Raw genomic sequence first — 23,414 nt, forward strand, 5'->3', positions numbered from 1 at the left:
TTCCGGTCCGGCTCGCCCGTCATCGGGGTGGAAGACTCAGCACACCCCACGAGGAGATGATCCGATGACCGAGTACGTCGTACTGCTGACCGGTGACGAGGCCACCTGGGAGGCGGCGGGCCCGGAGGAGCGAGCCCAGATCTACGCGCGACACGGCGAGTTCAGCCGGCTGCTCGAGGAGCGCGGCCACCGCGTCACGGGCGGGGCCGAGCTCGCCCACTCGCGCACGGCCAAGGTCGTGCGGCGCTCGGCGGAGGACGTGGTCGTCACCGACGGCCCCTACGTCGAGTCCGTCGAGCAGCTGGGCGGGTTCTACGTCGTCGAGAGCGACGACCTCGACGACCTGCTGCAGATCTGCGCGGTCCTCGCCGACGCCGAGGACGGCGTCGAGGTCCGCACGTGCCTGCCCCCGCCGCCGGACTGACCACGGAGTGGAGCAGCTCGAGCACGCGCTGCGCGACGAGTGGGGCCGGCTGCTGGCCCTGCTCGCCGCGTGGTGCCGGCGGGTCGACCTCGCCGAGGACGGCCTGGCCGACGCGTTCGAGGCGGCCGCCCGCGCCTGGCCGGAGTCGGGCCCGCCGGCCAACCCGGCCGGCTGGCTGTTGACGACGGCCCGCCGCCGGATCACCGACGCCCTGCGCAGCGAGGCGGTGGCGGCCCGCAAGGAGCCGCTGCTGGAGGTCGAGGCGTCCCTGCACCAGGAGGCCCAGCGGGTGCTGGCCGCTCCCCCGGAGACCGAGGTCGTGATGGACGAGCGTCTGCGCCTGGTGCTGCTGTGCGCCCACCCGTCGCTGTCGCGCGAGGCGTCGGCGGCGCTGACCCTGCGGCTGGTGCTCGGTGTGGCCACCGAGGACGTCGCCCGGCTCTTCCTGGTCCCGACCGCGACCATGGCCGCCCGGCTGACGCGGGCCCGCAAGAAGCTGGCCGGCGCCCGCTTCGTCGTCCCGCCGCCGGCCGAGCTGGACGCCCGCGTCGAGACGGTCGCCGACGTCGCCTACCTCGCCTTCACCAGCGGCTACGCGCCGGGCTCGGGCGCCGACGTCCTGCGGGCCGACGTGGCCGGCGAGGCGCTGCGACTGGTGCGGGTGCTGCGCGCGCTGCTCCCCACCGGGTACGACGAGCTCGACGCGCTCCTCGCCCTGATGATCCTGCAGCACGCGCGCCGCGACGCCCGGGCCGTCGACGGCAGCCTGGTGCTGCTGCCCGACCAGGACCGCACCCGGTGGCACCACGACGAGGCGCTCGAGGCACTGGAGCTGTTGCGACCGCTGGTGACCGCACCACCGGCGCCCTACCTCCTCCAGGCGCTGATCGCCGCCGAGCACGCGATCGCCCTGACGGCGGGCGCGACCCGCTGGGACCGCATCGTCGAGCGGTACGACGAGCTGCTGGCGCTGCGCGACTCCCCCGTCGTGCGCCTCAACCGGGCGGTGGCGCTCGCCGAGCGGAGCGGACCCGCGGCCGACCTGGCCGCGCTCGAGGGCGTCGCGCTGCCGGGCCACCGGCTGCCGGCCGTCCGGGCGGAGCTGCTGGCCCGGCTGGGCCAGGACGCCGAGGCGCGGGTCGCCTACGACACCGCCATCGCCCTGTGTCGCAACGAGGCGGAGGCCGAGCATCTGCGGACCCGGCGCGCGCTCACGCGTGCGGGACGACCATCGGGGTCCCCGTGACCGGATCGGGCAGCACCTCGCACGCGAGGCCGAAGACCCGCTCGACGAGCGCCGCGTCCACGACCTCGGCCGGCGGGCCGGCCGCGACGACCGCGCCGTCGCGCATGGCGACGACGTGGTCGGCGAAGCGGCAGGCCTGGTTGAGGTCGTGCAGCACCGCGACGACCGTGCGGCCCTCGTCGACCAGGCGGCGCAGCAGCCGCAACAGCTCGTACTGGTGGGCGATGTCGAGGAAGGTGGTGGGCTCGTCGAGCAGCAGCGCGGGCGTCTCCTGGGCCAGCACCATCGCGATCCAGACCCGTTGGCGCTGACCGCCCGAGAGGTCCGCGACCCGCCGGTCCGCGAGGTCCGCGACCCCTGCGGCGTCGAGTGCGGCGGCGACCGCGACGTCGTCGGCCCGGGTCCAGGTGCCGAGCACCGGCTGCCGGGCGTAGCGCCCGCGCCGGACCAGGCCGACCACGCGGATGCCGTCGGGGGTCGTGGTGCCCTGCGGCAGGAAGCCCAGCTCCCGGGCGACCGCCTTGGGCCGCCAGGCCGCGATCGACCGGCCGTCGAGCACGACGCTGCCCTCCTCGGGGCGCAACAGCCGCACCAGCGAGCGCAGCAGGGTGGACTTGCCGCACGCGTTGGGACCGACGATCGCCGTGAGGACCCCGTCGGGCACGGTGAGGTCGAGGTGCTCGACCACCGTGCGCTCGCCGTACCCGAGGCGCAGGCCCTCGGTCCGCAACCGGCTCATCGTCCGACCTCCTTGAAGAGCAACCACAACAGGTAGACGCCGCCGATGGCGCCGGTGACCACGCCGACCGGGAGCTGCACCGGCGCGACGACCTGGGCCAGCAGGTCCGCGGCCCCCAGCAGCAGCGCGCCGGTGAGCGCCGAGGGCAGCAGCGCGACCCCCGCCGTGCCGGCCAGCCGGCGCCCGATCTGCGGCGCCATCAGCGCGACGAAGACGATCGGGCCGGCCGTCGCCGCCACGATGGCGGTGCAGCCGACGCCCACGGTCGCGATGAGGAGCCGGAGCCGGCCGAGGCGGATCCCGCTCGTCACGGCGACGTCGTCGCCGAGGGCGAGCTGGTGGACCGGGCGCGCGAGGCAGGCGGCGCCGACGCCCAGGACGGCGAGTCCCGCACCGGGCACGACGAGGTCCGACCAGTCGGTGCCGTTGAGGTTGCCGGCCGACCAGCTGGCGGCGGCCATCGCGACCTCGAGATCGGCACGCAGGATGAGCCAGGAGTTCAGGGCCGTGAGCACGGCGTTGACGGCAATGCCGATCACGATCAACCGGTAGCCGGTGTAGCCGCTGCCCAGGGCGAGCAGCGCGACGATCCCCGCCGCCGCCAGCCCTCCGGCCAGTGCCGCTCCCGCCAGCCCCAGCGCGAAGCCGCCCCCGTTGTCCGCGGCGGCGGCGAAGTGGCTGCCGCCGGCGACGACCAGCACCAGCAGGACGCCCGCGTAGGCGCCCTGGTCGAGCCCGATCACGTCGGGCGCGCCGAGGGGGTTGCGGGTGAGGTTCTGGAAGAGCGCGCCCGCCAGCCCGAGCGCGAGCCCGAACACGAGGGCCGCGGTCACCCGCGGCAGGCGCCACTCCAGGACCCGCCCGGCGAGCGGACCGTCACCGCGCAGGCCGGCCAGCACCCGTCCCGGCGTCGACCATCCGTCGCCGTAGCAGAGGGCGACCAGGGACACCGCGAGCGCGGCGACGGCGATGAGGCCGAGTGCGAGCACGGTACGCCGCGCGGGCGGCAGGAAGGCGATGCTCACGAGGCGGCCCCCGCGCCCTGACGACGCACGACCCACGCCAGCAGCGGACCGCCGAGCAGCCCGGTCACGATCGCGACCGGGGCGTCCCCGACCGGCAGCACCAACCGTCCCACGGTGTCGGCGGCGACCAGCAGCACCGGGCCCCCGACGAGGGAGAGCAGCAGGAGCCAGCCCACCGAGCCGCGCGCGAACCGGCGCACCAGGTGCGGCACGATCAGCCCGGCGAAGGCGATCGGGCCGGCGATCGCCGTGGCGACGCCGGCGAGCACGGTCGCGACGACCAGGACCGCCGTGCGGGTGGCGCCGACGCGCACGCCGAGTCCGTGCGCGACGTCGTCGCCCATCTCGAGCGCGGCCAGCGGCCGGACCAGCACCAGTGCGATCCCGATCGCGACGAGCACGACGACCGTCGGCAGCGCCAGCGGCTGCTGGTCGCGTCCCGCGAGGGAGCCGACCGCCCAGAAGCGGTGGTCGTCGAAGGCGTCGGGATCGAGCAGCCGGACGCCGAGCGAGAGGCTGGCGACCAGTGCGCTGAAGGCCGTCCCCGCGAGGAGCAGGCGCAGCGGGTCGGCCCGGCCCACGGCGTACACCACCGTGGTGGCCACCGCGGCGCCCAGCGTCGCGACCACGAGCTGGGCGCCCTGCCCGCCCGCGATGCCGAGAGCGGTCGCCACGACGACCGCGAACGACGCGCCGAAGGTCACGCCGAGCACGCCCGGCTCGGCGAGCGGATTGCGGGTCAGCGCCTGGACGAGCGCACCGGCCAGCGCGAGCGCGGCGCCGACGAGGATCGCGAGCAGGGTGCGCGGCAGCCGGACCTGGCGCACGATGATGTGCGCGGCGTCGTGGTCGTCGTACCGGACGAGCGCGGGCAGCACCGAGCCGACCGGGATGTCACCCTGCCCGATGGCGAGGCTCCACACGACCGCACCGACGAGGGCCGCACCCAGCGCGACGAGCGCGACCAGGGGGCCGGGGTGGCGCAGGGTCAATCGTCCGACCCCGCGACCCCGCGCTTCCAGTAGCCGGTGATGCTCGACGGCAGCTCGCGCTCGGCCACCCAGCGCCGGACCGGCTTGAGGTCCTCGGCCTCGCCCGCGCCGAAGACGAAGGTGTCCTCCGGTACGTCGAGCGAGCGCACCTGCGCGCCGAGCTGCGAGCCGTCCGCGCGACTCAGCCAGCGCACCTCGACGCCGTCGCGCGCGGTGAGGGGGTAGCCGGTCTCGTCGGCGTGGTCGTGCTCGACGAGCACGTGCGCGGTGACGCCGGCCGCGGCGAGCCAGTCGGCCTCGTCGAGCCAGCGCGCGACGGCGGGCAGGCCGGTCATGTCGACCGCGAAGACGTAGTGGCGATGGGTGTGCGCGAACGCCTTCGCCCCGGGCGGGCCGGCGATCACGGCGGGATCGCCGATCGCGGCGGCCTCCGCCCAGTCGCCGGCGAGGCCGCCGGCATGGAGCACGACGTCGAGGTCCACCTCGCGGGCCGCGACATCGACACGGCGGATCGTGTAGGTCCGCGTCGGCGGGTGCGGCTTCGGCCAGTCGAGCAGCTGCCGGTCGTTGGGCACCGGGTCGGTACGGGTGCCGTCGGCGTGCGGGAAGACGATCTTCACGTGGTCGTCGGCCACGTAGCTGTGGAAGCCGGCCAGGTCGTCGCCGGTGAGGGTGAGCCGCAGCATCCGCGGGGTCACCAGCTCGCGCCGTGCGACGGTCGTGCGGCAGATCCCGATCGGGTAGCCGATGCGCCGCATCCCCCGGCCGGCACCGTGGTGCTCGGCGACGCGCTCGGCCGGCCGGTCGCGCTCGCCGATCACTTCAGCTCGTCCGCGAAGGCCTCGGCGAAGGCGCTGTCGATCTCCTCCAGCGCGCGCTCGGCGGTGGGGTACGTCGCCGCCTCGGTGTAGCGCAGCGGGATCACGGCGCCGTCGCGGACGGCGGGCAGGGTCTGCCACAGGGCGTGGTCGAGGACGTACTGCACCGACTCGGACGGCTTGCCCTCGTCGTCGACGGTGTAGGTGATCACGTCGGCGTCGGCCAGGCTCTGCGGGAGCTCCTCGATCGAGGGGTACTCCGAGAACGCGGCCGAGCCCTTGCCCGGCTCGGCCGGCCCGCCGTAGTAGGTGGCGCCCACGTCGGTGGCGATATTGGTGCCCCAGGCGCCGGCGTACTCGCGGTTGAAGTTGCCCGCGCTCACGTCGCCGTAGGCGCCGACGTGGCCGAAGCAGTGCCCGTCGAGGACGTCGGCGTACTTCTCGCTCAGCTCCGCCGCCTTCGCGTCGTAGGAGGCCTTGGCGGCCTCGAAGTAGTCGACGACGCCCGCCGCGTCGGCCTGGCGCTGCGAGAGGTTCTTCCACCCGTCGGGGCGGTCCGGGCCGAGGACGACGACCGGCGCGATCGACTCGAGGCGGTCCAGGTCGACGTCGCCCAGCACCGGCAGGGGGACACCGAGCATGATCAGGTCCGGCTTCAGGTTGGCGATGGCCTCGTAGTCGGTGCTGGCGGCGGTCTCGCCGGCGACCTTCTTCAGCGCCTGGTAGTCGGCGAGGTCCTCGTCGGTCATCAGCGCGGTGCCGCGGCCCCACTCCGAGATGCCGACGACGTCCGCGTCGGCCTCGAGGAGCACGGGCACGGCGTACCCGGTGGCGACGATGCGCTGTGGGTCGGTCGGGATCTCGACCGTGCCGTTGTCGGCCTCGAAGGCGCGGGTGGGTGCCGCCGGGTCGAACGCGGCGATCGGCGCCGCCTCGGGAAGCGCCGGGGTGTCGGCCTCGCAGGTCGCCGTCGTCGCCCTCTCCTTGCCCGCCTCGCCGTCGTCCTCGCTGCCGCACGCAGCGAACGTGGCCCCGATCAGGGCGCTGGCGGACAGCGCGGCGAGCGCACGGGCGGGTCGGAGGGTGAGCTGCATGATGGTCCTTCTGGTCGGGGATGCGGCGCGCGTGGTCACCCGAGACCGCGCGCCGGACCAGGTGAGGGTAGCCTTACCAATCGCAACGGCGGTGTCGCGAAGGAGTCAGATGGTGACGCGGAGAGGACAGGACGGCATGCCCGCCCGTCCCGGCCCGGCGGTCACCGCGACCGAGGCCGGTGGCGCGGTCGTCGAGGAGTTCCCCTACGGCCTCGGCCCGCCCGACGGCATCCTCGCGCTGCGCTATCCACCCACCGCCGGCGTGGTCACCGACTTCCCCGAGTCGCGCAACGACTTCGTGCACCAGATCTACCTCTCGCCCGACGGCGTGATCGCCATCGGGCGCGGCGGGACCTCCGCCTTCGCCGGACCCACGCACGCGGTGTGGGTGCGTCAGGGCGTGGTGGCCGAGGTGACCGCGCTGGAGGTCCAGACCGTCGTCCGACTGTGCGTACGCCGCGCGCCCGAGGAGCTGCTCCGACACGAGGCGACGGTGCTCGCCCTGTCACCGGCGGCGCTCGAGGCGGTCGCCCGGCTGGTCCGCCCCGGCACCGACGAGCGCGCCGGCCTGGCGGCGCGGGGCGTGCTCCTCGCCGAGCTCGCCGCCTCCCCCGCCGACCCGATCGGCTTCGCCTCGGCCGCGCTCGGTCCCGCGCAGGCGGTGGCCCGCGCCCTCACCCTGGACCCGGCCGACCGAACCGGCCTGACCGGCTGGGCGGAGCGGCTGCACGTGAGCGCGAAGACGCTGCAGCGCGAGTTCGAGCGGGTCTACGGCATGTCCTTCTCGGCCTGGCGCACCCGGACCCGGCTCGAGGCCTCCCGCGCGATGCTGAGTCGCTGGTCGGTCACCGAGACCGCCCACCGCGTGGGCTACGCCACCGCGTCGTCGTACGTCGCCGCGTTCACCCGCGCATACGGCGAACCGCCCGGGCGCCATGCGCACCGGGCGGTCGACGCTCAGGCCAGCTGAGCCGCCGCGCTCAGCAGCCGCCGGCGACGGCGGGGATGACCGAGACCTCGGCGCCGTCCGGCGTCGGCGTGGCCAGGTCCTGCTCGAAGCGCACGTCGTCGTTGTTGACGTAGACGTTGACGAAGCGGCGCAGCTTGCCGTCCTCGTCGAGGATCCGGCCCTTGATGCCCGCGAAGCTCGCGTCGAGGTCGTCGAGCACCTCGGCGAGGGTGGCCCCCTCGGCGGTGACCTCGGAGTCGCCGCCGGTGTAGGTGCGCAGGATGGTGGGGATCCGGACGCGGACGCTCATGCTGGGCTCGTTTCTGCTGTTCGAGGTGGAGTGAGGGAGGCGCTGGTCAGAGGCCGGTGGCCTTGAAGGCGTCGTAGCTCGGCGCGATCGTCGCGGCCGGGCCGACCTGGCCGGAGATCGAGTCGAGGGTCTTCAGGCCGTGGCCGGTGTTGATGATGACCGTCTCGAGGCTCGGGTCGAGCTGGCCGGTCTCGACGAGCTTCTTCGTGACCGCCGTCGTCGTCCCGCCGGCCGTCTCGGTGAAGATGCCCTCGGTGCGCGCGAGCAGCACGATGCCCGCGCGGATCTCCTCGTCGGTGACCTCCTCGACGGCGCCGCCGGTGCGGCGGGCGATGTCGAGGACGTAGATGCCGTCGGCCGGGTTGCCGATGGCCAGGCTCTTGGCGATCGTGTCGGGCTTGACGGGGCGGATCGCGTCGACGCCGGCCTTGAAGGCCGTGGCGACCGGGCCACAGCCCTCGGCCTGCGCGCCGAAGATCCGGTACGGCTTGTCCTCGACGAGACCGAGCTTGATCAGCTCCTGGAAGGCCTTGTCGACCTTGGTCAGCTGCGAGCCGGAGGCGACCGGGATGACGACCTGGTCGGGCAGCCGCCAGCCGAGCTGCTCGGCGATCTCGTAGCCCAGGGTCTTGGAGCCCTCGGCGTAGTAGGGGCGCACGTTGACGTTGACGAACGCCCAGCCCTCCTCCTCGCCGGCGATCTCGGAGGCGAGCTTGTTGACGTCGTCGTAGTTGCCGTCGACGGCCACGAGGTTCTCGGTGAAGATCGCGGAGTTGACCTGCTTGGGCGTCTCCAGGTTGCTCGGGATGAAGACCACGGTCTTGATCCCGGCCCGGGCGCCGGCGGCGGCCACCGCGTTGGCGAGGTTGCCGGTCGAGGGGCAGGCGAAGGTCGTCGCGCCCAGCTCGCGGGCGGCACTCAGCGCACAGGCCACGACCCGGTCCTTGAAGGAGTTGGTCGGGTTGGTCGAGTCGTCCTTGACCCAGAGCTTCGCGATGCCGAGCTCGGCGGCCAGGTTCGTCGCGTCGAGCAGGCGGGTGAAGCCCGGCTCGGTGTTGGGGCTGGTCTCGATGTCGGCCGGGACCGGCAGCAGCGCCTTGTAGCGCCAGATGTTGCGCGGGCCGGCCTCGATCTCCTCGCGGGTGACGGCCGGGAAGGCGTAGGAGATCTCCAGCGGGCCGAAGCACTCCGGACATGCGTAGAACGGGCCCAGGGCGACCTGGTGGCCGCACTCGCGACAGGAGAGGGCGGTGGCGTTGCCGAACGCGCCCTCGCGCAGGCCGGACGTCGCCTCGGTCGTCGTCTCCGGGGACTCGGTCACAACGGCGCTCATGGATTCCTCCTTCTCATCTGTCCCGGCGACTCTCGCGCGGGTCGGATTTGGCACCGTTTCCGCGACGTCGGACTCCTGCGAGCAGGTGTCCGACGGGAGTTCGCGGCGGTTGCCGGGACTTCTCAGGGCCGTTCCCTCAGTCCCTCTGGATGAGCACGCACAGCCTAGGGGCGACCGGTCACCGGCACCCAATCGAATGTCCGGATCCCGAGACATCCGTCCGCCATCTGGGACATCCTCGGCGCGGGCGGTCGCTCAGTCGTCGCGGCGGCGTTCGTGGGCGTCGGCCGCGAACCGTCCGAGCAGCTCGAGGACGCCGGCCGGGCCGGGCACGACCACGTCCGAGAGCGCGACGAGTGCGCTCTGCTCGTCCGACGCCGAGCACACCCGCAGGGGGGCGAGCCCGCGCTCGCCGAGCTCCTCGACGGCCTCGAACGCCTCGACGTCGCCCAGGTCGTCGCCCGCGAACAGGAAGCCCTCGGCGTCGAGGACGGCGGCGAGCCGGTGCACGACCATGCCCTTGTGAGAGCCCGCCGAGCGCACCTCGATCACGGCGCGGCCCGGCTCCAACACCAGGCCGTGCCGGCTGGCCAGCGCGCGCAGCGGCGGCAGCAGCCGGTCGAAGGCGCCCTCGGGGTCGGGCAGCCTCCGGGTGTGGACGGCGACGGCGAGCCCCTTGTCCTCGACGTAGGCGTCACCGGCGCCCGCGCTGCGCAGTGCCCGCGGCAGGTCGCGCTCGAAGGTCGCCAGGCCGCGCGGGGGCCGGGCGCCGACGATCCGGCGCCGGCTGGAGGTCCAGCGCTCGTTGCCGTACTGGCCGAAGACGAAGAGCTCCTTGCCGGTGGCCGCGAGCGCGTCGCCGACCTCCTCCAGGCCGCCGAGGTCGAGGGCCTGGCGGGCGGGCCGGCCGGTGATGACCGCGATCGCGGCGACCTCCTCGGCCAGCGCCGTCAGCACCGCGGGCGCGTCGGGATGGATGTGAGCCTGGGTGGGGTCGTCGACGATCGGCGACAGCGTGCCGTCGAAGTCGAGGCCGACGACGGTCCGCGGCGCGACACGCACCAGGGCGTCGTAGCGCTGTTCACCCTCGCGGGACGAGAACCTCACGTCCCCATCCCATCACGCCGCGCTCAGAGCTCGCCGGTGAGGATGACCGTCAGGTGGGTGGCGCTCATGTCGCTGTCGGTGTCGGCGGGCAGGACCCGGGCGACCCCGAGGTCGAGGGCGAGCTGCCGGGCGGCGGCCTTCTTGCCCCGGGGGAAGTAGACGGTGGTGGCGGGCACGGTGCCATACCAGTTGTCGGCCGCGGCCACCTTCCAGCCGGCGTCGCGGACCTTGTCGGACACCCGGGCGGCGAGGCCGCGGATAGCGGTGTTGTTGAACACCACGACCGAGTGCTCGCCGCGCACGACGGGCGGCGGCGCCGGCTTCTCCTTCTCGGTGGGCGGCGCGCTCGGCTCGTCGGACGGCTCGTCGGTGGCGTCGTCGGTCGAGGTGGCCGACGCCTTGGTGGCGGAGATGTCCCGCTCGGCGGGGCCGCCGTCGCGGGTCGCGACGAAGGCCACGGCCGCGAGGACGACGGCGACGATGCTGAGCAGCACCACGGGCGACGTCAGGACGGCGCCGCGCTGGTGGTGGTCGCGAGTGGGCATCGGACCGGTCAGATCTCGAACCCCAGGCGCCGTGCCGACCGCTGCCTCTGGCGCTGCGAGCGCAGCCGCCGGAGCCGGCGCACGAGCAACGGGTCGGCCTCGAGGGCCTCCGGGCGGTCGATGAGGGCGTTGAGGACCTGGTAGTAGCGGGTGGCGCTCATGTCGAACTTCTCCCGCACGGCGCTCTCCTTGGCGCCGGCGTACTTCCACCACTGGCGCTCGAACTCGAGGATGTCGCGGTCGCGGTCGCTGAGGCTGCCGGGAGCGGCCGCGGTGGCGTTCTCCTGGGTGCTGCGCTCGGCGGTCATGAGGTCTCCTCGACACATCAGGTGGGGGAAGGCCGACAGGTGTTCTGACTCGTACTGTAACCCCCGAATCACAACGATGTCATTCGGCCGCGCGGGGGAAGCCGCGACCATCCCCCTGACTAGGGTGGGGTCGTGGGCCATGACCTTGTGATCGTCGCCAACCGCCTCCCCGTCGACCGCGTCACCGACCGCAACGGCAAGGCGCGCTGGCGCCGGTCCCCCGGCGGCCTGGTCTCGGCGATCGAGCCGGTGATGCGGGCTCACGACGGGGTGTGGGTCGGCTGGCCGGGCGGCACGCAGAAGTTCAAGCCGTTCAAGGTCGACGGGCTCGACCTGGTGCCGCTGGCGATGTCGGCCGAGGAGATCGAGGAGCACTACGAGGGCTTCTCCAACGGCACGCTCTGGCCGCTCTACCACGACGTCGTCGCGAAGCCGGAGTTCCACCGCGAGTGGTGGGACACCTACGTCAAGGTCAACCGGCGCTTCGCCGAGCGGGCCGCCGAGCTGGCCAACGACGGCGCGACGGTGTGGGTCCACGACTACCAGCTGCAGCTGGTGCCGCAGATGTTGCGCGAGCTGCGCCCGGACCTGCGGATCGGCTTCTACCTGCACATCCCGTTCCCGCCGGGCGAGCTGTTCCAGCAGCTGCCCTGGCGCCGACAGATCCTCGAGGGCCTGCTGGGTGCCGACCTGGTCGGCTTCCAGCTGCCCGGCGCCGCGCAGAACTTCATCCGGCTGGTCCGCCAGCGCGTCGGCCACAAGACCCACCGCGACCTCGTCTACCTGCCCGACGGCCGCACCGTCCGGGCCGCGGCGTTCCCGATCTCGATCGACGCCGCCGGCTTCGAGGAGCTGGCCCGGTCCGAGGCGGTCGCGGAGCGCGCCGCGGCGATCCGCGAGGCCCTGGGCAACCCGCGCCAGATCTTCCTGGGCATCGACCGGCTCGACTACACCAAGGGCATCTACGCCCGGCTGCGCGCCTTCGGCGAGCTGATCCGCGACGGCGCGCTCACCGTCGACGACGCGGTGTTCGTCCAGGTGGCCGTGCCCTCGCGCGAGCGGGTGGAGCACTACCGCAACCTGCGCGACGACATCGAACGCCTCGTCGGCCGGCTCAACGGCGACCTCGGCCGGATCGGCCGGCCGGCGGTGAGCTACCTGCACACGTCGTACCCGCGCGAGGAGATGGCCGCGCTCTACCGCGCCGCCGACGTCATGGTCGTGACGCCGTACCGCGACGGGATGAACCTCGTCGCCAAGGAGTACGTCGCCTGCCGGGTCGAGGACGACGGCGCGCTCGTGCTCTCCGAGTTCGCGGGGGCGGCCGACGAGCTGCGCCAGGCGTGGCTGGTCAACCCCTACGACATGAACGGGATGAAGGCCGCGCTGCTCGAGGCCTACCGGGCCGAGCCGAAGGAGCTGACCCGGCGGATGAAGGCGATGCGCCGCCAGATCGCCCAGCACGACGTGAAGGCATGGGCCGACAGCTTCATGACCGAGCTGGAGGACGAGGTCCACAGCCACACCAAGACGGTGCGACCGGCGACACGCTCCTGAACCCGCTACCGCGCGGTAGCGTTCGGCCATGGACCTGGTGCCCCTGCGCTCCCTGCCGGGCGCCGGCCTGCTCCCCGCCCCGGACCAGGTCGCTGCCGCCGCGAGCAATGTCGCGCACAAGCTGCTCTACGGCGGCGTGGCCGACCTGCGGCCGATGCCGCGCACGCTCATCGACGACGGGATGCTGCGCGAGGTCTACCACTACCGGCCCGCGGGCCACGTCCAGGAGCACGGCGACCCGGTCCTGCTGGTGACCCCGCTCGCCGCGCCGTCGAGCTGCTACGACCTGCGCCGCGGCTGCTCGCTGGTGGAGCACTTCGTCACCGAGGGACGCCCGACGTACCTCGTGGAGTACGGCGAGGTCTCCTTCCGCGACCGCAACCTGGGCATGGAGCACTGGGTCGACGAGGTGGTGCCGACCGCGATCCGCGAGGTGTCGGCCCATGCCGGCGGCCGACCGGTGCACGTGATCGGCTGGTCGCTCGGCGGCATCTTCTCCCTGCTGACGCTGGCCGACCAGCGCTCGGGCGACCTGCCCGTCGCCTCGCTGACCGTCGTCGGCTCGCCGATCGACATCGCGCAGGTCCCGCTCCTCGCGCCGTTCCGCCCGCTCCTCAACCTGTTCAACGGCCCCGGGCCGATCACCCGTGGCTACCAGATGCTCGGCGGCGCGCCCAAGCCCCTCGTGAAGTGGGCCTTCCAGCTCACCGCCTTCCAGAAGCTGGTCACCAAGCCGATCGCGCTGGCGACCCACGTCGACGACCGCGAGTTCCTGGCGCAGGTCGAGGCGGTCGACCACTTCACGGCCAACATGATCGCCTACCCGGGCCGCACGTTCGGGCAGCTCTACCACCGCTTCGCGAAGGGCAACCAGCTCGCCGGCGGCACCTTCGAGCTCGACGACCGGACCATCGACCTCGGCGAGATCACCGTCCCGGTGCTGGTGTTCGGGGGCGCGGGCGACGGGATCGCGCCGGTGCCGTCGGTGCAGGCGGTCGTCCCGCTGCTGACGAAGGCCGAGGAGGTGCGCTTCGAGGTCGTCCCCGGCGGCCACCTCGGGATGCTCACCGGCCGCGCCGCGCGCACCACCACCTGGCTGGCGATGGACGAGTGGATCACCCAGTGGTCGACCGACAGCCAGCCGGTGGGTTGAGCAGGATCGGGTACGGCGCCGGGTCGGTCGCGACCGGCGCCTTCGGGACCGTCCCCGGCCTGATGCTCCTGCCGTACCTCACCGACACCCTCGCCGTCCCCGCGCTGCTGGCGGGGGCGATCGTCTTCCTCCCGAAGGCATGGGACGTCGTCCTCAACCCCGTCGCCGGACGGATCAGCGACCGGACGGTGGACCCGCGCGGGCCGCGGCGGCCGTGGCTGCTGCGCGCCGGCGTGGTGCTCGGCGTGTGCTTCGCGCTGCTGTTCGCGGGCCCCGACGTCGGGTCCCGTGCCTTCGACGCGGCCTGGGTGCTGGTGGCGTTCCTGGCCTGCGCGACGGCGTACGCCTTCTTCCAGGTGCCCTATGTCGCGATGCCGGCCGAGATCACCGACTCCTACGCCGAGCGCACCCGGCTGATGACCTGGCGCGTCGCGATCCTGGCCTTCACCATCCTGCTCGCCGGGGCCAGCGCTCCGGCCATCCGGGACGCGATCGGCGGGCGCGACGGCTACCGCGTGATGGGCCTGGCGATGGCGGCCGTCATCGTCACCGGCGCGCTGCTCGCCTACCACGGCACCCGTGCGAGCACGGTCCGCGACGTCGCCCCGGGGCCGGGCACGCTGCGCGACCAGCTCCGGCTGGTGGCGGCCGCGCGCGACTTCCGGCTGCTGCTGGTGACCTTCGTGGTGCAGGCGCTCGCGACCGGCTGCATGCTCGCCGGCGTCGACTACCTGGCCGGGGACGTCCTCGAGCGCGACGGCGCGGCGACGATCCTGTTCGTCTGCTTCGTCGGGCCGGCGCTGCTGCTGACCCCCGCGTGGGCCGCGCTCGGTCGCCGGGTCGGCAAGAAGCGGGGCTATGTGACCTCCTCGCTCGTGCTCGCCGCCGGCGCCGCGCTGGCGGTCCTCGCCGGGCACGCGCCGGCCGCCGTCGTGTTCGCCGCGGTCGGCCTGGTGGGCGTCGGGTACGCCGGCGTGCAGGTGTTCCCGATGGCGATGCTCCCGGATGCCGCAGCCATCGACGCGCGGCGTACCGGCTCCTCGCGGATCGGCGTCTACACCGGGGTCTGGACGGCGGGCGAGACCCTCGGCCTCGCGCTGGGGCCGGGCCTGTTCGCGGTCGTGCTGGCGCTCGGGTCCTACCGGTCCAGCGACAGCGGCGACGTCGTCCAGCCGGACTCCGCGGTCACCGCGATCACCCTCGGGTTCTCGGTCCTGCCCGCGCTGCTCGTGCTCGCCAGCCTGTGGTGGCTGCGCGGCTACGCCCTCGACGAGGAGGAGGTCGACCGACCCGATGTCCCAGCCGACGCCTGAGGAGATCCGCGCGCGGCTCGCCGCGCTCCAGGCCGACGACCTGCCGGTCCACGGCGGTCGCACGCTCGCCTACGTCTACGACGCCGGCCTGGCCGAGGTCGACGCGCTGGCGCGGGAGGCGGTCGCCGCCTTCGCGGGCAGCAACGGCCTGGACCCCACGGCGTTCCCCAGCCTGCTCGCCATGGAGAACGACCTGGTCGCCTTCGCCCGCTCGCTGGTCGACGGGCCGGCGACGATGGTCGGGACGCTGACCTCGGGCGGCACGGAGTCGTGCCTGCTCGCGGTGCAGGGAGCGCGGGACTCCCGTCCGGACGTGACGTCGCCGTCCATCGTCGTGCCCGACACGGTGCACGCGGCCTTCCACAAGGCGGGGCACTACTTCGGCGTCCGCGTGGTCGTCGTCCCGGCGGGGGCGGACCGTCGTGCGGACGCCGCGGCGATGGCGGCCGCCATCGACGACACCACGGTCCTGGTGGTGGCCAGCGCGCCGTCGTACGCCGACGGGGTGGTGGACCCGGTTCCCGAGATCGCCGCGGCGGCGCTGTCCCGCGGCGTGCGCTGCCACGTCGACGCGTGCATCGGCGGCTGGGTGCTGCCCTACGCCGCGCGGCTGGGCCGCCCGGTCCCGCCGTGGACCTTCGCGGTCGAGGGAGTCACGTCCATCTCGGCGGACCTGCACAAGTACGCCTACGCACCGAAGGGCGCCTCCCTGCTGCTGCACCGCGACCCGGCCCTGCGGCGGCCGCAGTACTTCGCGCACGCCGGCTGGCCGGGCTACACGATGCTCAACGCGACGATGCAGTCGACGCGATCGGGTGGTCCGACCGCCGGCGCGTGGGCCACGGTGCGCGCGATCGGCGACACCGGCTACCTCTCCCTCGCCGAGCGGGCGCTGGGCGCGACCGACGCGATCGCCGCGGGGATCTCCGCGCTCGACGGACTGGCCCTGGTCGCCGTACCGGACTCGACGCTGGTCGCGGCGGTCGCCGACGGGCCGCTCGACGTGTTCACGGTGTGCGACGAGATGGCGGCGCGCGGCTGGTTCGTCCAGCCGCAGCTGTCCTACGGCGACCGGTCGCCCTCGCTGCACGTCGCGATCAGCGCGGCCACCGACCCGGCGGACTTCCTGGCCGCGCTGGGGGCGTCCGTCGCGGCGGCCCGCGCGGCGGGTCCGGTGCCGGTCGACCCCGGCGTCGCGGAGCTGCTGTCGACCCTCGACCCCGCGACGCTCGGCGATGCCGAGTTCGACCTCCTGCTCGCGGCCGGCGGGCTCGCGGGCGAGGACGGCGGGCTCGGCCTGCCGGAGCGGATGGCACCGGTCAACGCCCTGCTCGACGTCGCTCCCCCACGGCTGCGCGAGGCCGTCCTGGTCGCCTTCCTGGACCGCCTGGCGCGTCCGGTCGTGCCCGGGACATAGTCCCAAAGGACTAACCGGTCCCGGCCGCGTTCCCGATCCGCCGCCCCGGCCGCGCTGCGTAGATTCCTCACTACCGACGCGGACCTCGACGCCGCTGGAGGGAGCCCCACCGGGTCCGGCACCCCATCTGCCGGGTGCCCCCGGAGGACCAGGAGCCCGGGATCCGCGTCGGAGCAATGTCGCCGCCGGGTGGCGTCCCTGGGAGGGAGAGGGGCGCCACCCGGCCCGCGGCCCACGGATAGGGTGCGGCCGTGGGTGCACTCTCCGGACTCGTCGACCAGGGCCTGATGGCCGCCGACTGGGCCGAGGCGCTGGCGCCGGTCGAGGACCGGGTCGCCGCGCTGGGCCGGTTCCTCCGCGCCGAGATCGCCGCGGGCCGCGCGTACCTGCCGGCCGGCGACCACGTCTTCCGGGCCTTCCGCCGCCCCCTCGCCGAGGTCCGCGTCCTCGTCGTCGGCCAGGACCCGTACCCGACCCCGGGCCACCCGATCGGCCTGAGCTTCGCGGTCGACCGCGGCGTGCGCCCGATCCCGCGCAGCCTGGTCAACATCTACCAGGAGCTGGCCAACGACGTCGGCTTCGTGTCTCCCGGTCACGGCGACCTCACGGCGTGGACCGAGCAGGGCGTCATGCTGCTCAACCGGGTGCTGACCGTGCGGCCCGGGGAGCCGGGCTCGCACCGCGGCCAGGGCTGGGAGCACGTCACGGCGTGCGCGATCCAGGCCGTCGTACGGCGGGCCGAGGCGGGTGCCCCGATCGCGGCGATCCTGTGGGGTCGGGACGCGCAGACGCTCAAGGCGCATCTCGGCCCCATCCCCTCGGTCGAGTCCCCGCACCCCTCGCCGCTGTCGGCCTCGCGCGGGTTCTTCGGGTCGCGTCCGTTCAGCCGGGTCAACGCGCTGCTCGCCGAGCGCGGCGGTCAGCCCGTCGACTGGACCCTGCCCGCCTGAACGGCCGCGGCCGACCGCACTCGCCGGTTGCCGTTCGGGCCGCGGAGGAATATAGTTGAACTCTCAACTATTGAGATGGGCATGACCATGACGGACACCAGCACCCGGATGCCGGCCCTCTACCTCGGGCACGGCGCTCCCCCGCTCCTCGACGACCCGGTGTGGTCCGGCCAGCTCGCCGCCTGGGCGGGCGACCTGCCCCGCCCCACAGCGATCCTCATCGTCAGCGCGCACTGGGAGTCGGCACCGCTGTCCCTCACCGCGAGCGGCGCGCCCCTGGTCTACGACTTCGGCGGCTTCGCGCCGAAGTACTACCGGATGACCTACGAGACACCCGACGCCACGTCGCTCGCGGCCCGCGTCGCCGCGATGATGCCGCGCACCGAGCCGGTCCACCAGCACACCTCACGGGGGCTCGACCACGGCGCCTGGGTGCCGCTGCGGATCATGTACCCCGATGCCGACATCCCGGTCCTGCAGATGTCCCTCCCCACCCACGACCCGGGCCGGCTGATGGAGATCGGCCGCCGGCTCCGGCCGCTGCGCGACGAGGGCGTGCTGGTCATCGGCTCCGGCTTCCTCACCCACGGCCTGCCCTTCCTGACGTCCTGGCGGATCGACGCCGACGCCCCCGGCTGGTCGACCGACTTCGACGCCTGGGCCGGCGAGGCGATGGCCCGGGGCGATGTCGACGGCCTGGCGTCCTACCGCTCGGCCGCGCCCGGCATGCCCTTCGCGCACCCGACCGTCGAGCACTACACGCCGCTGTTCGTCACCCTCGGCGCCGCGACCGACCCCACCGAGCCGGGCGAGCAGGTCATCGACGGCTTCTGGATGGGGCTGTCGAAGCGCAGCCTTCAGGTCGCCTGAGCCAGCCGCGCCCGCAGGTGGGCCACCTCGGCCTCGAGCTCGAGGACCCGGGCGATGCCGGCGAGGTTGAGGCCCTCGGCGAGCAGGTCGCGGATGCGGTGCAGCGTCTCGATGTCGGCGCGACTGTAGAGCCGGGTCCCACCCTCGCTGCGGGCGGGAGCGAGCAGTCCGCGCCGTTCGTAGACCCGGAGGTTCTGGATCTGCAGCGAGGTCATCTCGGCCGCGACCGAGATGGCGAAGACGCCGTGCGTGCGTCCACTCCTGTCCTCCGGATGCCCTTGATTCACGGGAACAGATTATCTATAACAGTCATTGCAGATCAACGCACCGCCCGGCACGACCGGTGCCGGCGAATCCCGAAGGAGGAACCTGTCATGTTGCTGCGTACCACCGACCCGTTCCGTGACTTCGACCGGCTCGCCGGTCAGCTCCTCGGCGCCGGACTCGGTACGACGAACCGGCCGGCCGTGATGCCGATGGACGCCTGGCGCCAGGGCGAGCAGTTCGTGCTCGAGTTCGACCTGCCCGGCATCAGCAAGGAGAGCATCGACATCGACGTCGAGCGGAACGTGCTGACGATCAAGGCCGAGCGGGTCGCCGGCAACGGCGACTGGCAGCGGCTGGCGTCCGAGCGGACCCACGGCCAGTTCTCGCGCCAGCTCGTCCTGGGCGACAACCTCGACCTCGAGCGGATCGAGGCGGCCTACGAGAACGGCGTGCTGCGCCTGGTCATCCCCGTGGCCGAGAAGGCGAAGCCGCGCCGGATCGAGATCAGCGGCACCTCCCCCGCGGGCGACCGCGAGGCGATCGAGGCCTGACCGGCCGGGAGGCTCCGCGTCGGCGGACACGCTCAGCGGACGCGGAGCCTCCGCATCAGCTTCAGCGAGCTCAGCATCTGCTTGACGTAGGCGTCGTAGTCCTGACCGGGGCGAGGTCCCATGACCTGCTTCTTCAGCACCGCGACGTTCTTGGCGTCGGTGTACTTCAGCAGGCCCTGGTCGCCGTGGCGGGCCCCGACGCCGGACTTCTTCACGCCGCCCGACGGCGACCCCTTGGAGGCGTACGCCGTCGCGAGCGCGTCGTTGATGTTGACGTTGCCCGACTCGATCCGCGCCGCCACCGCCTCCGCGCGGGCGAGGTCGCCGCTCCACACCGAGGCGTTGAGGCCGTAGTCGGTGTCGTTGGCGAGGCGGATCGCCTCGTCGACGGTGCGGTACGGGTACAGCGCGACCACCGGGCCGAAGGTCTCGGTGTGGCCGGCGAGCATGTCCTTGGTGACGCCCTCGAGCACCGTCGGCTCGAAGAAGGCCGGGCCGATGTCGGGCCGCGCCCGGCCGCCGGTCAGCACGGTGGCGCCCTTCGCGACGGCGTCCTCGACGTGGGAGGCGACGCGGTCGCGGTGCTCGGGGCTGACCAGGGAGCCGATCTCGGGCCCGAAGTCGTACGCCGCGCCGATCCGCAGGTTCGCGGCCCGCTCGACGAAGGCGGACCGGAGCTCGTCGTACCGACTCTCGGGGAGGTAGATCCGCTCGATGTGCATGCAGATCTGGCCGGTGTTGCCGAAGACGCCGAAGGTGGTCCCCTCCACCCACTCCTCGACGTTCACGTCGTCGAGCACGATCATCGGGTTCTTGCCGCCGAGCTCGAGGCAGCAGCCGATCAGGTTGCGGCCCGCGCGCTCGCCGATCACGCGACCGGTCGCAGTGGAGCCGGTGAACATGACGTAGTCGGCGTTGTCGATCAGGGTCGGGCCGACGTCGGGGCCCTCGCCGCACACGACCTGGAACAGCCCCTTCGGCAGGCCCGCCTCCTCGAGCAGCGAGATGCCGTAGAGCGGCGACAGCGCGGTCTTGTTGTCCGGCTTCACGACCACGGCGTTGCCGGCGATGAGCGCGGGGATCGCGTCGGAGAGACCCGTGGCGAACGGGAAGTTCCACGGCGCGATGATGCCGACGACGCCCTTGGGCACGCGGATCTCGGTCGAGCCGGACACGACCGGCACCGGGCCGCCGTGCTTCTTGGGCGCGAGCAGCCGCTTGGCGCGCTTGAGGTAGTAGGACATCACCATCGGCGGGTCGCAGGTCTCCTCGATGGCCATCCGCCGGTTCTTGCCGCTCTCCACCTGGATCAGGTCGGCGGTGGTGTGGGCGTTGTCGACGAGCAGCGTGTGGGCGCGGTCGAAGACCTCCAGCCGCTTCGCGACGGGCCACTGCGCCCACAGCGCCTGGGCGGCACGGGCCCTGGCGAACGCGTCCTCGATGTCCTCGGGCGTCGACTGCGGCAGCTCGACGAGCACCTCGCCGGTGTAGACCTCGGTGAGCTTCCACGTGGCGCCGGACCGGCCGGGCACCCGCGCGACGAGGCGCTCGAGCAGCTCGTCGGTGACCGAGGCCGGGCGCGTCGTCGTACTCACCACGTCACTCCGCCCAGGATGAGCTCGGCCGCCTTCTCCCCGATCATGTAGCACGGCGCGTTGGTGTTGCCGCCGGTGATGCTCGGCATGATCGAGGCGTCCGCGACGCGCAGGCCCTCGATGCCGCGGACCTTGAGGTCCGGGGTGACGACGGCACGCTCGTCCACGCCCATCCGGCAGGTGCCGACACCGTGGTAGACCGAGGTGGAGCGGTTCTTGAGAGCGACCCGCAGCTCCGCGCCGTTGGGGATCGACGGTCCGGGGTGGATCTCCTCCTTGACGCCGCCGCCGAACGCGGCGGACGCCATGATCTCGCGGATCATCTCCGTGCCCTCGGCGAGCACCTCGACGTCGGCCGGGTCGGTGAAGAAGCCGTAGTCGATCAGCGGCGCGGCCGTCGGGTCGGCCGACGCCAGGCGCAGCGTGCCGCGGCTCTTGGGATAGATCAGCGTCGAGAACACCGTCAGCGACGGGCGTCCGTCGGGGATGTGGCGGATCGGCTCGTCCTGGTTGGGGCTCGGGTAGGCCCACGGCAGCATGTGCAGCTGCAGGTCGGGGACGTCGGTGGCGGCCGAGGTCCGCACGAACCCGACGGACTCGAACACCGAGTTGTCGAGGAACGAGCCGCCGCGGGTGAGGTCCTTGGCCATGCCCTTGAAGAAGGTCCAGGCGTTGCCGCGGTACTGGACGCTCGGCACGTGGAACGACATCGGGTGGAACAGGTGGTCGTGCAGGTTGTCGCCCACGGGGAGGTCGGCGACGCAGTCGATGCCGACCGACGCGAGGTGGTCGGCGTGACCGATGCCCGAGAGCATGAGGAGCTGCGGGGAGTTGGCGAACCCGGCCGAGAGGACGACCTCCTTGCCGGCCCGGATGAACCGGCGGGTGCCCCCGCGCTTGCCCTGGTCGATGACCTCCACGCCGGTGGCCCGGCCGTTCTCGATGACGACCTTGGCGACGTGGACCTCGGTCTGCAGCTCGAGGGTCGGCGGCGCGAGGTGGTGGACGTACCCGCGCGAGGAGGAGTAGCGCAGCCCGTCAGCGGTGTTCTGCTGCATCCGGGCGATACCCTCCTGCTCGGCGGCGTTGTAGTCGTCGAGGACCTTGACGCCGAGAGTGTCGGCGGTGGCCTGGATGAACTGGAGGGTGCCCTCCTGCGGCGTCTTGTTGCGGGTGATCTTGATCGGCCCGCCCGCGCCGCGGTAGGCGTTCTCACCGTCCTCGAAGTCCTCGTAGCGCTTGAACGCCGCGTTGACGCTGTCGGCGTCCCAGCCGGTGTTGCCCTCGGCCGCCCAGGAGTCGTAGTTGGCGCGGTTGCCGCGCACGTAGACCATGCCGTTGACCGAGCTCGACCCGCCCACGACCTTGCCGCGCGGGGCCGGCATCCGGCGGCCGTCGAGGCCGGGCTGCGGGACGGAGCGGTAGCCCCAGTCGAAGAGCCTCTCGAGCTTGGGCTCGGAGTGCATCGGGCCGATCATGCCGGGCTTCTTCGTGAAGTAGCCGTGCATGCCCTTGTCGTCGGACTTGCCGGCCTCGATCAGGATCACGCTCGCACCGGACTGGGCGAGCCGCCCGGCCACGATCGACCCGGAGCTGCCGGAGCCGACCACCACATAGTCGGCCTCGTTGCTGCGCAGGTTGCCACCTGCCGCGCGCTTCGCCATCGGTTCCCATCCTTCGCTCGAGTGACCGGGGTCGTCGGGGCCCGGCCGGGCCACTGTAACGCGTTCTAGTTTCGACACGAAAGGGTTTCACTTTCTCAATCCGGCGGCGGCGCGGGAGGATGGTGCGGTGCGGATCCTGTCCATCCAGTCCTCGGTCGCCTACGGCCACGTCGGCAACTCCGCGGCGGTCTTCCCGCTGCAGCGCCTCGGGCACGAGGTGTGGCCGGTGTTCACCGTCCACTTCTCCAACCACACCGGGTACGGCGCCTGGCGCGGCCCGCTGCTCGACCCCGCCGACGTCGGCGAGGTGATCACCGGCATCGAGGAGCGCGGCGTCCTGCCCTCCTGCGACGCCGTGCTCTCCGGCTACCAGGGCTCCCCCGCCGTCGCGTCGGTGATCGTCGACGCGGTCCGCCGGGTCAAGGCGGCCAACCCCGCGGCGACCTACACCTGCGACCCGGTCATGGGCAACGCCAAGTCCGGCTGCTTCGTGAACCCCGAGATCCCGCCGATCATCCGCAGCGAGGTGGTGCCGGTCGCCGACATCCTCACGCCCAACCAGTTCGAGCTCGGCTTCATCACCGGCCGTGACGCCCTCGGCGGGCCGTCGCCGATCGAGGACGTGCTCGCCGCCGCCGACGAGGTGCGCGCCCTCGGCCCCTCGACCGTGCTGATCACCTCCGTCGAGCGCGCCGGCGCCCCCGCCGACGTGATCGAGATGGTCGCCGTCACCGGCGACGGCGCGTGGATCGTGCAGACCCCGCGCCTGCCCATGAAGGCCAACGGCTCCGGCGACATCACCGCCGCCCTCTTCACCGCCCACCTGCACACCACCGGCTCCGCCGCCGTGGCGCTCGGGCGCACCGTCGCGTCGGTCTACGACGTGCTGGCCGCCACCCTGGAGTCGGGCGAGCGGGAGCTGCGCCTGATCGCGGCCCAGGACGCCATCGCCGTGCCGGACGAGCGGTTCGAGGTCACCCGGCTGCGGTGAGCGGTGGCTGACTAGGATTGCCCGCGCGCCCTCGCGGTGCACGCCGGTGTAGCTCAGTTGGTAGAGCGCCTCTCTTGTAAAGAGGATGTCGCGGGTTCGAATCCTGTCACCGGCTCCCATGTGATGTCTCGGGACATCGGCATGGCCTGGACCCACGGTTGTGGGTTTGGGCTCATTGCTTTTTCGGTGTGGGTCC

24 protein-coding genes, 1 tRNA gene and 1 riboswitch are annotated in these 23,414 nt (G+C 73.0%); of the genes, 12 read left to right on the forward strand and 13 right to left on the reverse strand.

Features of this window, described 5'->3' with window-relative positions; translation table 11 throughout:
* Nucleotides 1-64 precede the first annotated feature (64 nt).
* Nucleotides 65-424, forward strand: coding sequence for a YciI family protein (locus ACPZVR_RS24210; protein WP_436702249.1), 360 nt, complete (start codon nucleotides 65-67; stop codon nucleotides 422-424).
* Nucleotides 425-431: 7 nt separating this feature from the next.
* Entirely contained in the window at nucleotides 432-1,670 is a 1,239-nt protein-coding gene (locus ACPZVR_RS24215; RefSeq protein ID WP_436702250.1) for an RNA polymerase sigma factor, read from the forward strand.
* Here ACPZVR_RS24215 and ACPZVR_RS24220 read toward each other — a convergent pair.
* Genes ACPZVR_RS24220 through ACPZVR_RS24240 form a run of 5 tightly spaced genes read right to left on the reverse strand, consistent with a single transcriptional unit; the run spans nucleotide 1,636 to nucleotide 6,338 of the window.
* Nucleotides 1,636-2,409, reverse strand: coding sequence for an ABC transporter ATP-binding protein (locus ACPZVR_RS24220; RefSeq protein WP_436702251.1), 774 nt, complete (start codon nucleotides 2,407-2,409; stop codon nucleotides 1,636-1,638). The genes ACPZVR_RS24215 and ACPZVR_RS24220 overlap by 35 nt on opposite strands.
* Nucleotides 2,406-3,434: a FecCD family ABC transporter permease gene (locus ACPZVR_RS24225; protein WP_436702252.1), complete on the reverse strand. Its 1,029-nt coding sequence runs from the start codon at nucleotides 3,432-3,434 to the stop codon at nucleotides 2,406-2,408. The genes ACPZVR_RS24220 and ACPZVR_RS24225 overlap by 4 nt, the downstream gene beginning before the upstream one ends.
* Nucleotides 3,431-4,426: a FecCD family ABC transporter permease gene (locus ACPZVR_RS24230; protein ID WP_436702253.1), complete on the reverse strand. Its 996-nt coding sequence runs from the start codon at nucleotides 4,424-4,426 to the stop codon at nucleotides 3,431-3,433. Before ACPZVR_RS24230 ends, ACPZVR_RS24225 begins: the two co-directional genes overlap by 4 nt.
* A complete protein-coding gene (locus ACPZVR_RS24235) occupies nucleotides 4,423-5,247 on the reverse strand; it encodes a siderophore-interacting protein (protein ID WP_436702254.1) in 825 nt (274 codons plus the stop codon). The genes ACPZVR_RS24230 and ACPZVR_RS24235 overlap by 4 nt, the downstream gene beginning before the upstream one ends.
* Nucleotides 5,244-6,338, reverse strand: coding sequence for an ABC transporter substrate-binding protein (locus ACPZVR_RS24240; RefSeq protein WP_436702255.1), 1,095 nt, complete (start codon nucleotides 6,336-6,338; stop codon nucleotides 5,244-5,246). Before ACPZVR_RS24240 ends, ACPZVR_RS24235 begins: the two co-directional genes overlap by 4 nt.
* A gap of 136 nt (nucleotides 6,339-6,474) precedes the next feature.
* Between ACPZVR_RS24240 and ACPZVR_RS24245 the strand changes: the two genes are divergently transcribed.
* Nucleotides 6,475-7,308 (forward strand): helix-turn-helix transcriptional regulator, encoded by an 834-nt coding sequence (locus tag ACPZVR_RS24245; RefSeq protein WP_436702256.1) that lies wholly within the window; start codon nucleotides 6,475-6,477, stop codon nucleotides 7,306-7,308.
* A 10-nt stretch (nucleotides 7,309-7,318) separates the two neighbouring features.
* Here the strand turns inward: ACPZVR_RS24245 and ACPZVR_RS24250 are convergent, their stop codons facing one another.
* The 5 genes from ACPZVR_RS24250 to napA form a co-directional block, all read right to left on the reverse strand.
* Nucleotides 7,319-7,597 carry a MoaD/ThiS family protein gene (locus ACPZVR_RS24250; protein WP_436702257.1) on the reverse strand — a complete coding sequence of 93 codons (279 nt, stop codon included), beginning with the start codon at nucleotides 7,595-7,597 and terminating at the stop codon, nucleotides 7,319-7,321.
* Between the two features lie 46 nt (nucleotides 7,598-7,643).
* Nucleotides 7,644-8,930, reverse strand: coding sequence for a threonine synthase (gene thrC, locus ACPZVR_RS24255; RefSeq protein WP_436702258.1), 1,287 nt, complete (start codon nucleotides 8,928-8,930; stop codon nucleotides 7,644-7,646).
* A 10-nt stretch (nucleotides 8,931-8,940) separates the two neighbouring features.
* Nucleotides 8,941-9,086, reverse strand: a riboswitch (SAM riboswitch).
* Between the two features lie 99 nt (nucleotides 9,087-9,185).
* On the reverse strand, nucleotides 9,186-10,037 hold the full coding sequence (gene otsB / locus ACPZVR_RS24260) for a trehalose-phosphatase (protein WP_436702259.1): 852 nt from the start codon (nucleotides 10,035-10,037) through the stop codon (nucleotides 9,186-9,188).
* 23 nt (nucleotides 10,038-10,060) lie between these two features.
* Nucleotides 10,061-10,582: a LytR C-terminal domain-containing protein gene (locus ACPZVR_RS24265; RefSeq protein WP_436702260.1), complete on the reverse strand. Its 522-nt coding sequence runs from the start codon at nucleotides 10,580-10,582 to the stop codon at nucleotides 10,061-10,063.
* A gap of 8 nt (nucleotides 10,583-10,590) precedes the next feature.
* Nucleotides 10,591-10,890 carry a nucleoid-associated protein NapA gene (napA, locus tag ACPZVR_RS24270; protein WP_436702261.1) on the reverse strand — a complete coding sequence of 100 codons (300 nt, stop codon included), beginning with the start codon at nucleotides 10,888-10,890 and terminating at the stop codon, nucleotides 10,591-10,593.
* Between the two features lie 132 nt (nucleotides 10,891-11,022).
* On the opposite strand from napA, the gene ACPZVR_RS24275 reads away from it, so the two are divergent.
* The 6 genes from ACPZVR_RS24275 (at nucleotide 11,023) to ACPZVR_RS24300 (ending at nucleotide 18,150) form a co-directional block, all read left to right on the forward strand.
* A complete protein-coding gene (locus ACPZVR_RS24275) occupies nucleotides 11,023-12,447 on the forward strand; it encodes an alpha,alpha-trehalose-phosphate synthase (UDP-forming) (protein ID WP_436702262.1) in 1,425 nt (474 codons plus the stop codon).
* Between the two features lie 28 nt (nucleotides 12,448-12,475).
* Nucleotides 12,476-13,600 (forward strand): alpha/beta fold hydrolase, encoded by a 1,125-nt coding sequence (locus tag ACPZVR_RS24280; protein WP_436702263.1) that lies wholly within the window; start codon nucleotides 12,476-12,478, stop codon nucleotides 13,598-13,600.
* Nucleotides 13,597-14,913 carry an MFS transporter gene (locus ACPZVR_RS24285; protein WP_436702264.1) on the forward strand — a complete coding sequence of 439 codons (1,317 nt, stop codon included), beginning with the start codon at nucleotides 13,597-13,599 and terminating at the stop codon, nucleotides 14,911-14,913. The genes ACPZVR_RS24280 and ACPZVR_RS24285 overlap by 4 nt, the downstream gene beginning before the upstream one ends.
* The gene (locus ACPZVR_RS24290) at nucleotides 14,894-16,330 is read left to right on the forward strand and encodes a pyridoxal phosphate-dependent decarboxylase family protein (protein WP_436702265.1); all 1,437 of its coding nucleotides are present in this window, start codon (nucleotides 14,894-14,896) and stop codon (nucleotides 16,328-16,330) included. Before ACPZVR_RS24285 ends, ACPZVR_RS24290 begins: the two co-directional genes overlap by 20 nt.
* A gap of 251 nt (nucleotides 16,331-16,581) precedes the next feature.
* Entirely contained in the window at nucleotides 16,582-17,280 is a 699-nt protein-coding gene (locus ACPZVR_RS24295; protein WP_436702266.1) for a uracil-DNA glycosylase, read from the forward strand.
* Between the two features lie 81 nt (nucleotides 17,281-17,361).
* Nucleotides 17,362-18,150, forward strand: a complete 789-nt coding sequence (locus ACPZVR_RS24300; RefSeq protein WP_436702267.1) for a dioxygenase family protein — start codon at nucleotides 17,362-17,364, stop codon at nucleotides 18,148-18,150.
* Here ACPZVR_RS24300 and ACPZVR_RS24305 read toward each other — a convergent pair.
* Entirely contained in the window at nucleotides 18,138-18,437 is a 300-nt protein-coding gene (locus ACPZVR_RS24305; protein ID WP_436702268.1) for a MerR family transcriptional regulator, read from the reverse strand. The genes ACPZVR_RS24300 and ACPZVR_RS24305 overlap by 13 nt on opposite strands.
* Nucleotides 18,438-18,524: 87 nt before the next feature.
* On the opposite strand from ACPZVR_RS24305, the gene ACPZVR_RS24310 reads away from it, so the two are divergent.
* Nucleotides 18,525-18,968: an Hsp20/alpha crystallin family protein gene (locus ACPZVR_RS24310; protein ID WP_436702269.1), complete on the forward strand. Its 444-nt coding sequence runs from the start codon at nucleotides 18,525-18,527 to the stop codon at nucleotides 18,966-18,968.
* Nucleotides 18,969-19,000: 32 nt separating this feature from the next.
* On the opposite strand, the gene ACPZVR_RS24315 is transcribed toward ACPZVR_RS24310, so the two are convergent.
* Both ACPZVR_RS24315 and ACPZVR_RS24320 read right to left on the reverse strand, forming a co-directional pair.
* A complete protein-coding gene (locus tag ACPZVR_RS24315) occupies nucleotides 19,001-20,563 on the reverse strand; it encodes a succinic semialdehyde dehydrogenase (protein WP_436702270.1) in 1,563 nt (520 codons plus the stop codon).
* Nucleotides 20,560-22,227 (reverse strand): GMC family oxidoreductase, encoded by a 1,668-nt coding sequence (locus tag ACPZVR_RS24320; RefSeq protein ID WP_436702271.1) that lies wholly within the window; start codon nucleotides 22,225-22,227, stop codon nucleotides 20,560-20,562. The genes ACPZVR_RS24315 and ACPZVR_RS24320 overlap by 4 nt, the downstream gene beginning before the upstream one ends.
* Before the next feature lie 127 nt (nucleotides 22,228-22,354).
* Here ACPZVR_RS24320 and pdxY point away from each other — a divergent pair, with 127 nt between their 5' ends.
* Nucleotides 22,355-23,218, forward strand: a complete 864-nt coding sequence (pdxY, locus tag ACPZVR_RS24325) for a pyridoxal kinase PdxY (RefSeq protein WP_436702272.1) — start codon at nucleotides 22,355-22,357, stop codon at nucleotides 23,216-23,218.
* A 42-nt stretch (nucleotides 23,219-23,260) separates the two neighbouring features.
* Nucleotides 23,261-23,333 (forward strand) — tRNA-Thr (locus tag ACPZVR_RS24330).
* Nucleotides 23,334-23,414 lie beyond the last annotated feature (81 nt).

This window comes from Nocardioides segetis (assembly GCF_051390595.1).
GTDB lineage: Bacteria > Actinomycetota > Actinomycetes > Propionibacteriales > Nocardioidaceae > Nocardioides.

Bases quoted from the DNA above. Each gene is read 5' to 3' on its own strand.
- ACPZVR_RS24220 (WP_436702251.1), bottom strand. From the start codon at position 2,409: ATGAGCCGGTTGCGGACCGAGGGCCTGCGCCTCGGGTACGGCGAGCGC.
- ACPZVR_RS24290 (WP_436702265.1), top strand. From the start codon at position 14,894: ATGTCCCAGCCGACGCCTGAGGAGATCCGCGCGCGGCTCGCCGCGCTC.
- ACPZVR_RS24310 (WP_436702269.1), top strand. From the start codon at position 18,525: ATGTTGCTGCGTACCACCGACCCGTTCCGTGACTTCGACCGGCTCGCC.
- ACPZVR_RS24265 (WP_436702260.1), bottom strand. From the start codon at position 10,582: ATGCCCACTCGCGACCACCACCAGCGCGGCGCCGTCCTGACGTCGCCC.
- ACPZVR_RS24245 (WP_436702256.1), top strand. From the start codon at position 6,475: ATGCCCGCCCGTCCCGGCCCGGCGGTCACCGCGACCGAGGCCGGTGGC.
- ACPZVR_RS24210 (WP_436702249.1), top strand. From the start codon at position 65: ATGACCGAGTACGTCGTACTGCTGACCGGTGACGAGGCCACCTGGGAG.
- ACPZVR_RS24280 (WP_436702263.1), top strand. From the start codon at position 12,476: ATGGACCTGGTGCCCCTGCGCTCCCTGCCGGGCGCCGGCCTGCTCCCC.
- ACPZVR_RS24240 (WP_436702255.1), bottom strand. From the start codon at position 6,338: ATGCAGCTCACCCTCCGACCCGCCCGTGCGCTCGCCGCGCTGTCCGCC.
- ACPZVR_RS24320 (WP_436702271.1), bottom strand. From the start codon at position 22,227: ATGGCGAAGCGCGCGGCAGGTGGCAACCTGCGCAGCAACGAGGCCGAC.
- ACPZVR_RS24300 (WP_436702267.1), top strand. From the start codon at position 17,362: ATGACCATGACGGACACCAGCACCCGGATGCCGGCCCTCTACCTCGGG.
- thrC (WP_436702258.1), bottom strand. From the start codon at position 8,930: ATGAGCGCCGTTGTGACCGAGTCCCCGGAGACGACGACCGAGGCGACG.
- ACPZVR_RS24250 (WP_436702257.1), bottom strand. From the start codon at position 7,597: ATGAGCGTCCGCGTCCGGATCCCCACCATCCTGCGCACCTACACCGGC.
- napA (WP_436702261.1), bottom strand. From the start codon at position 10,890: ATGACCGCCGAGCGCAGCACCCAGGAGAACGCCACCGCGGCCGCTCCC.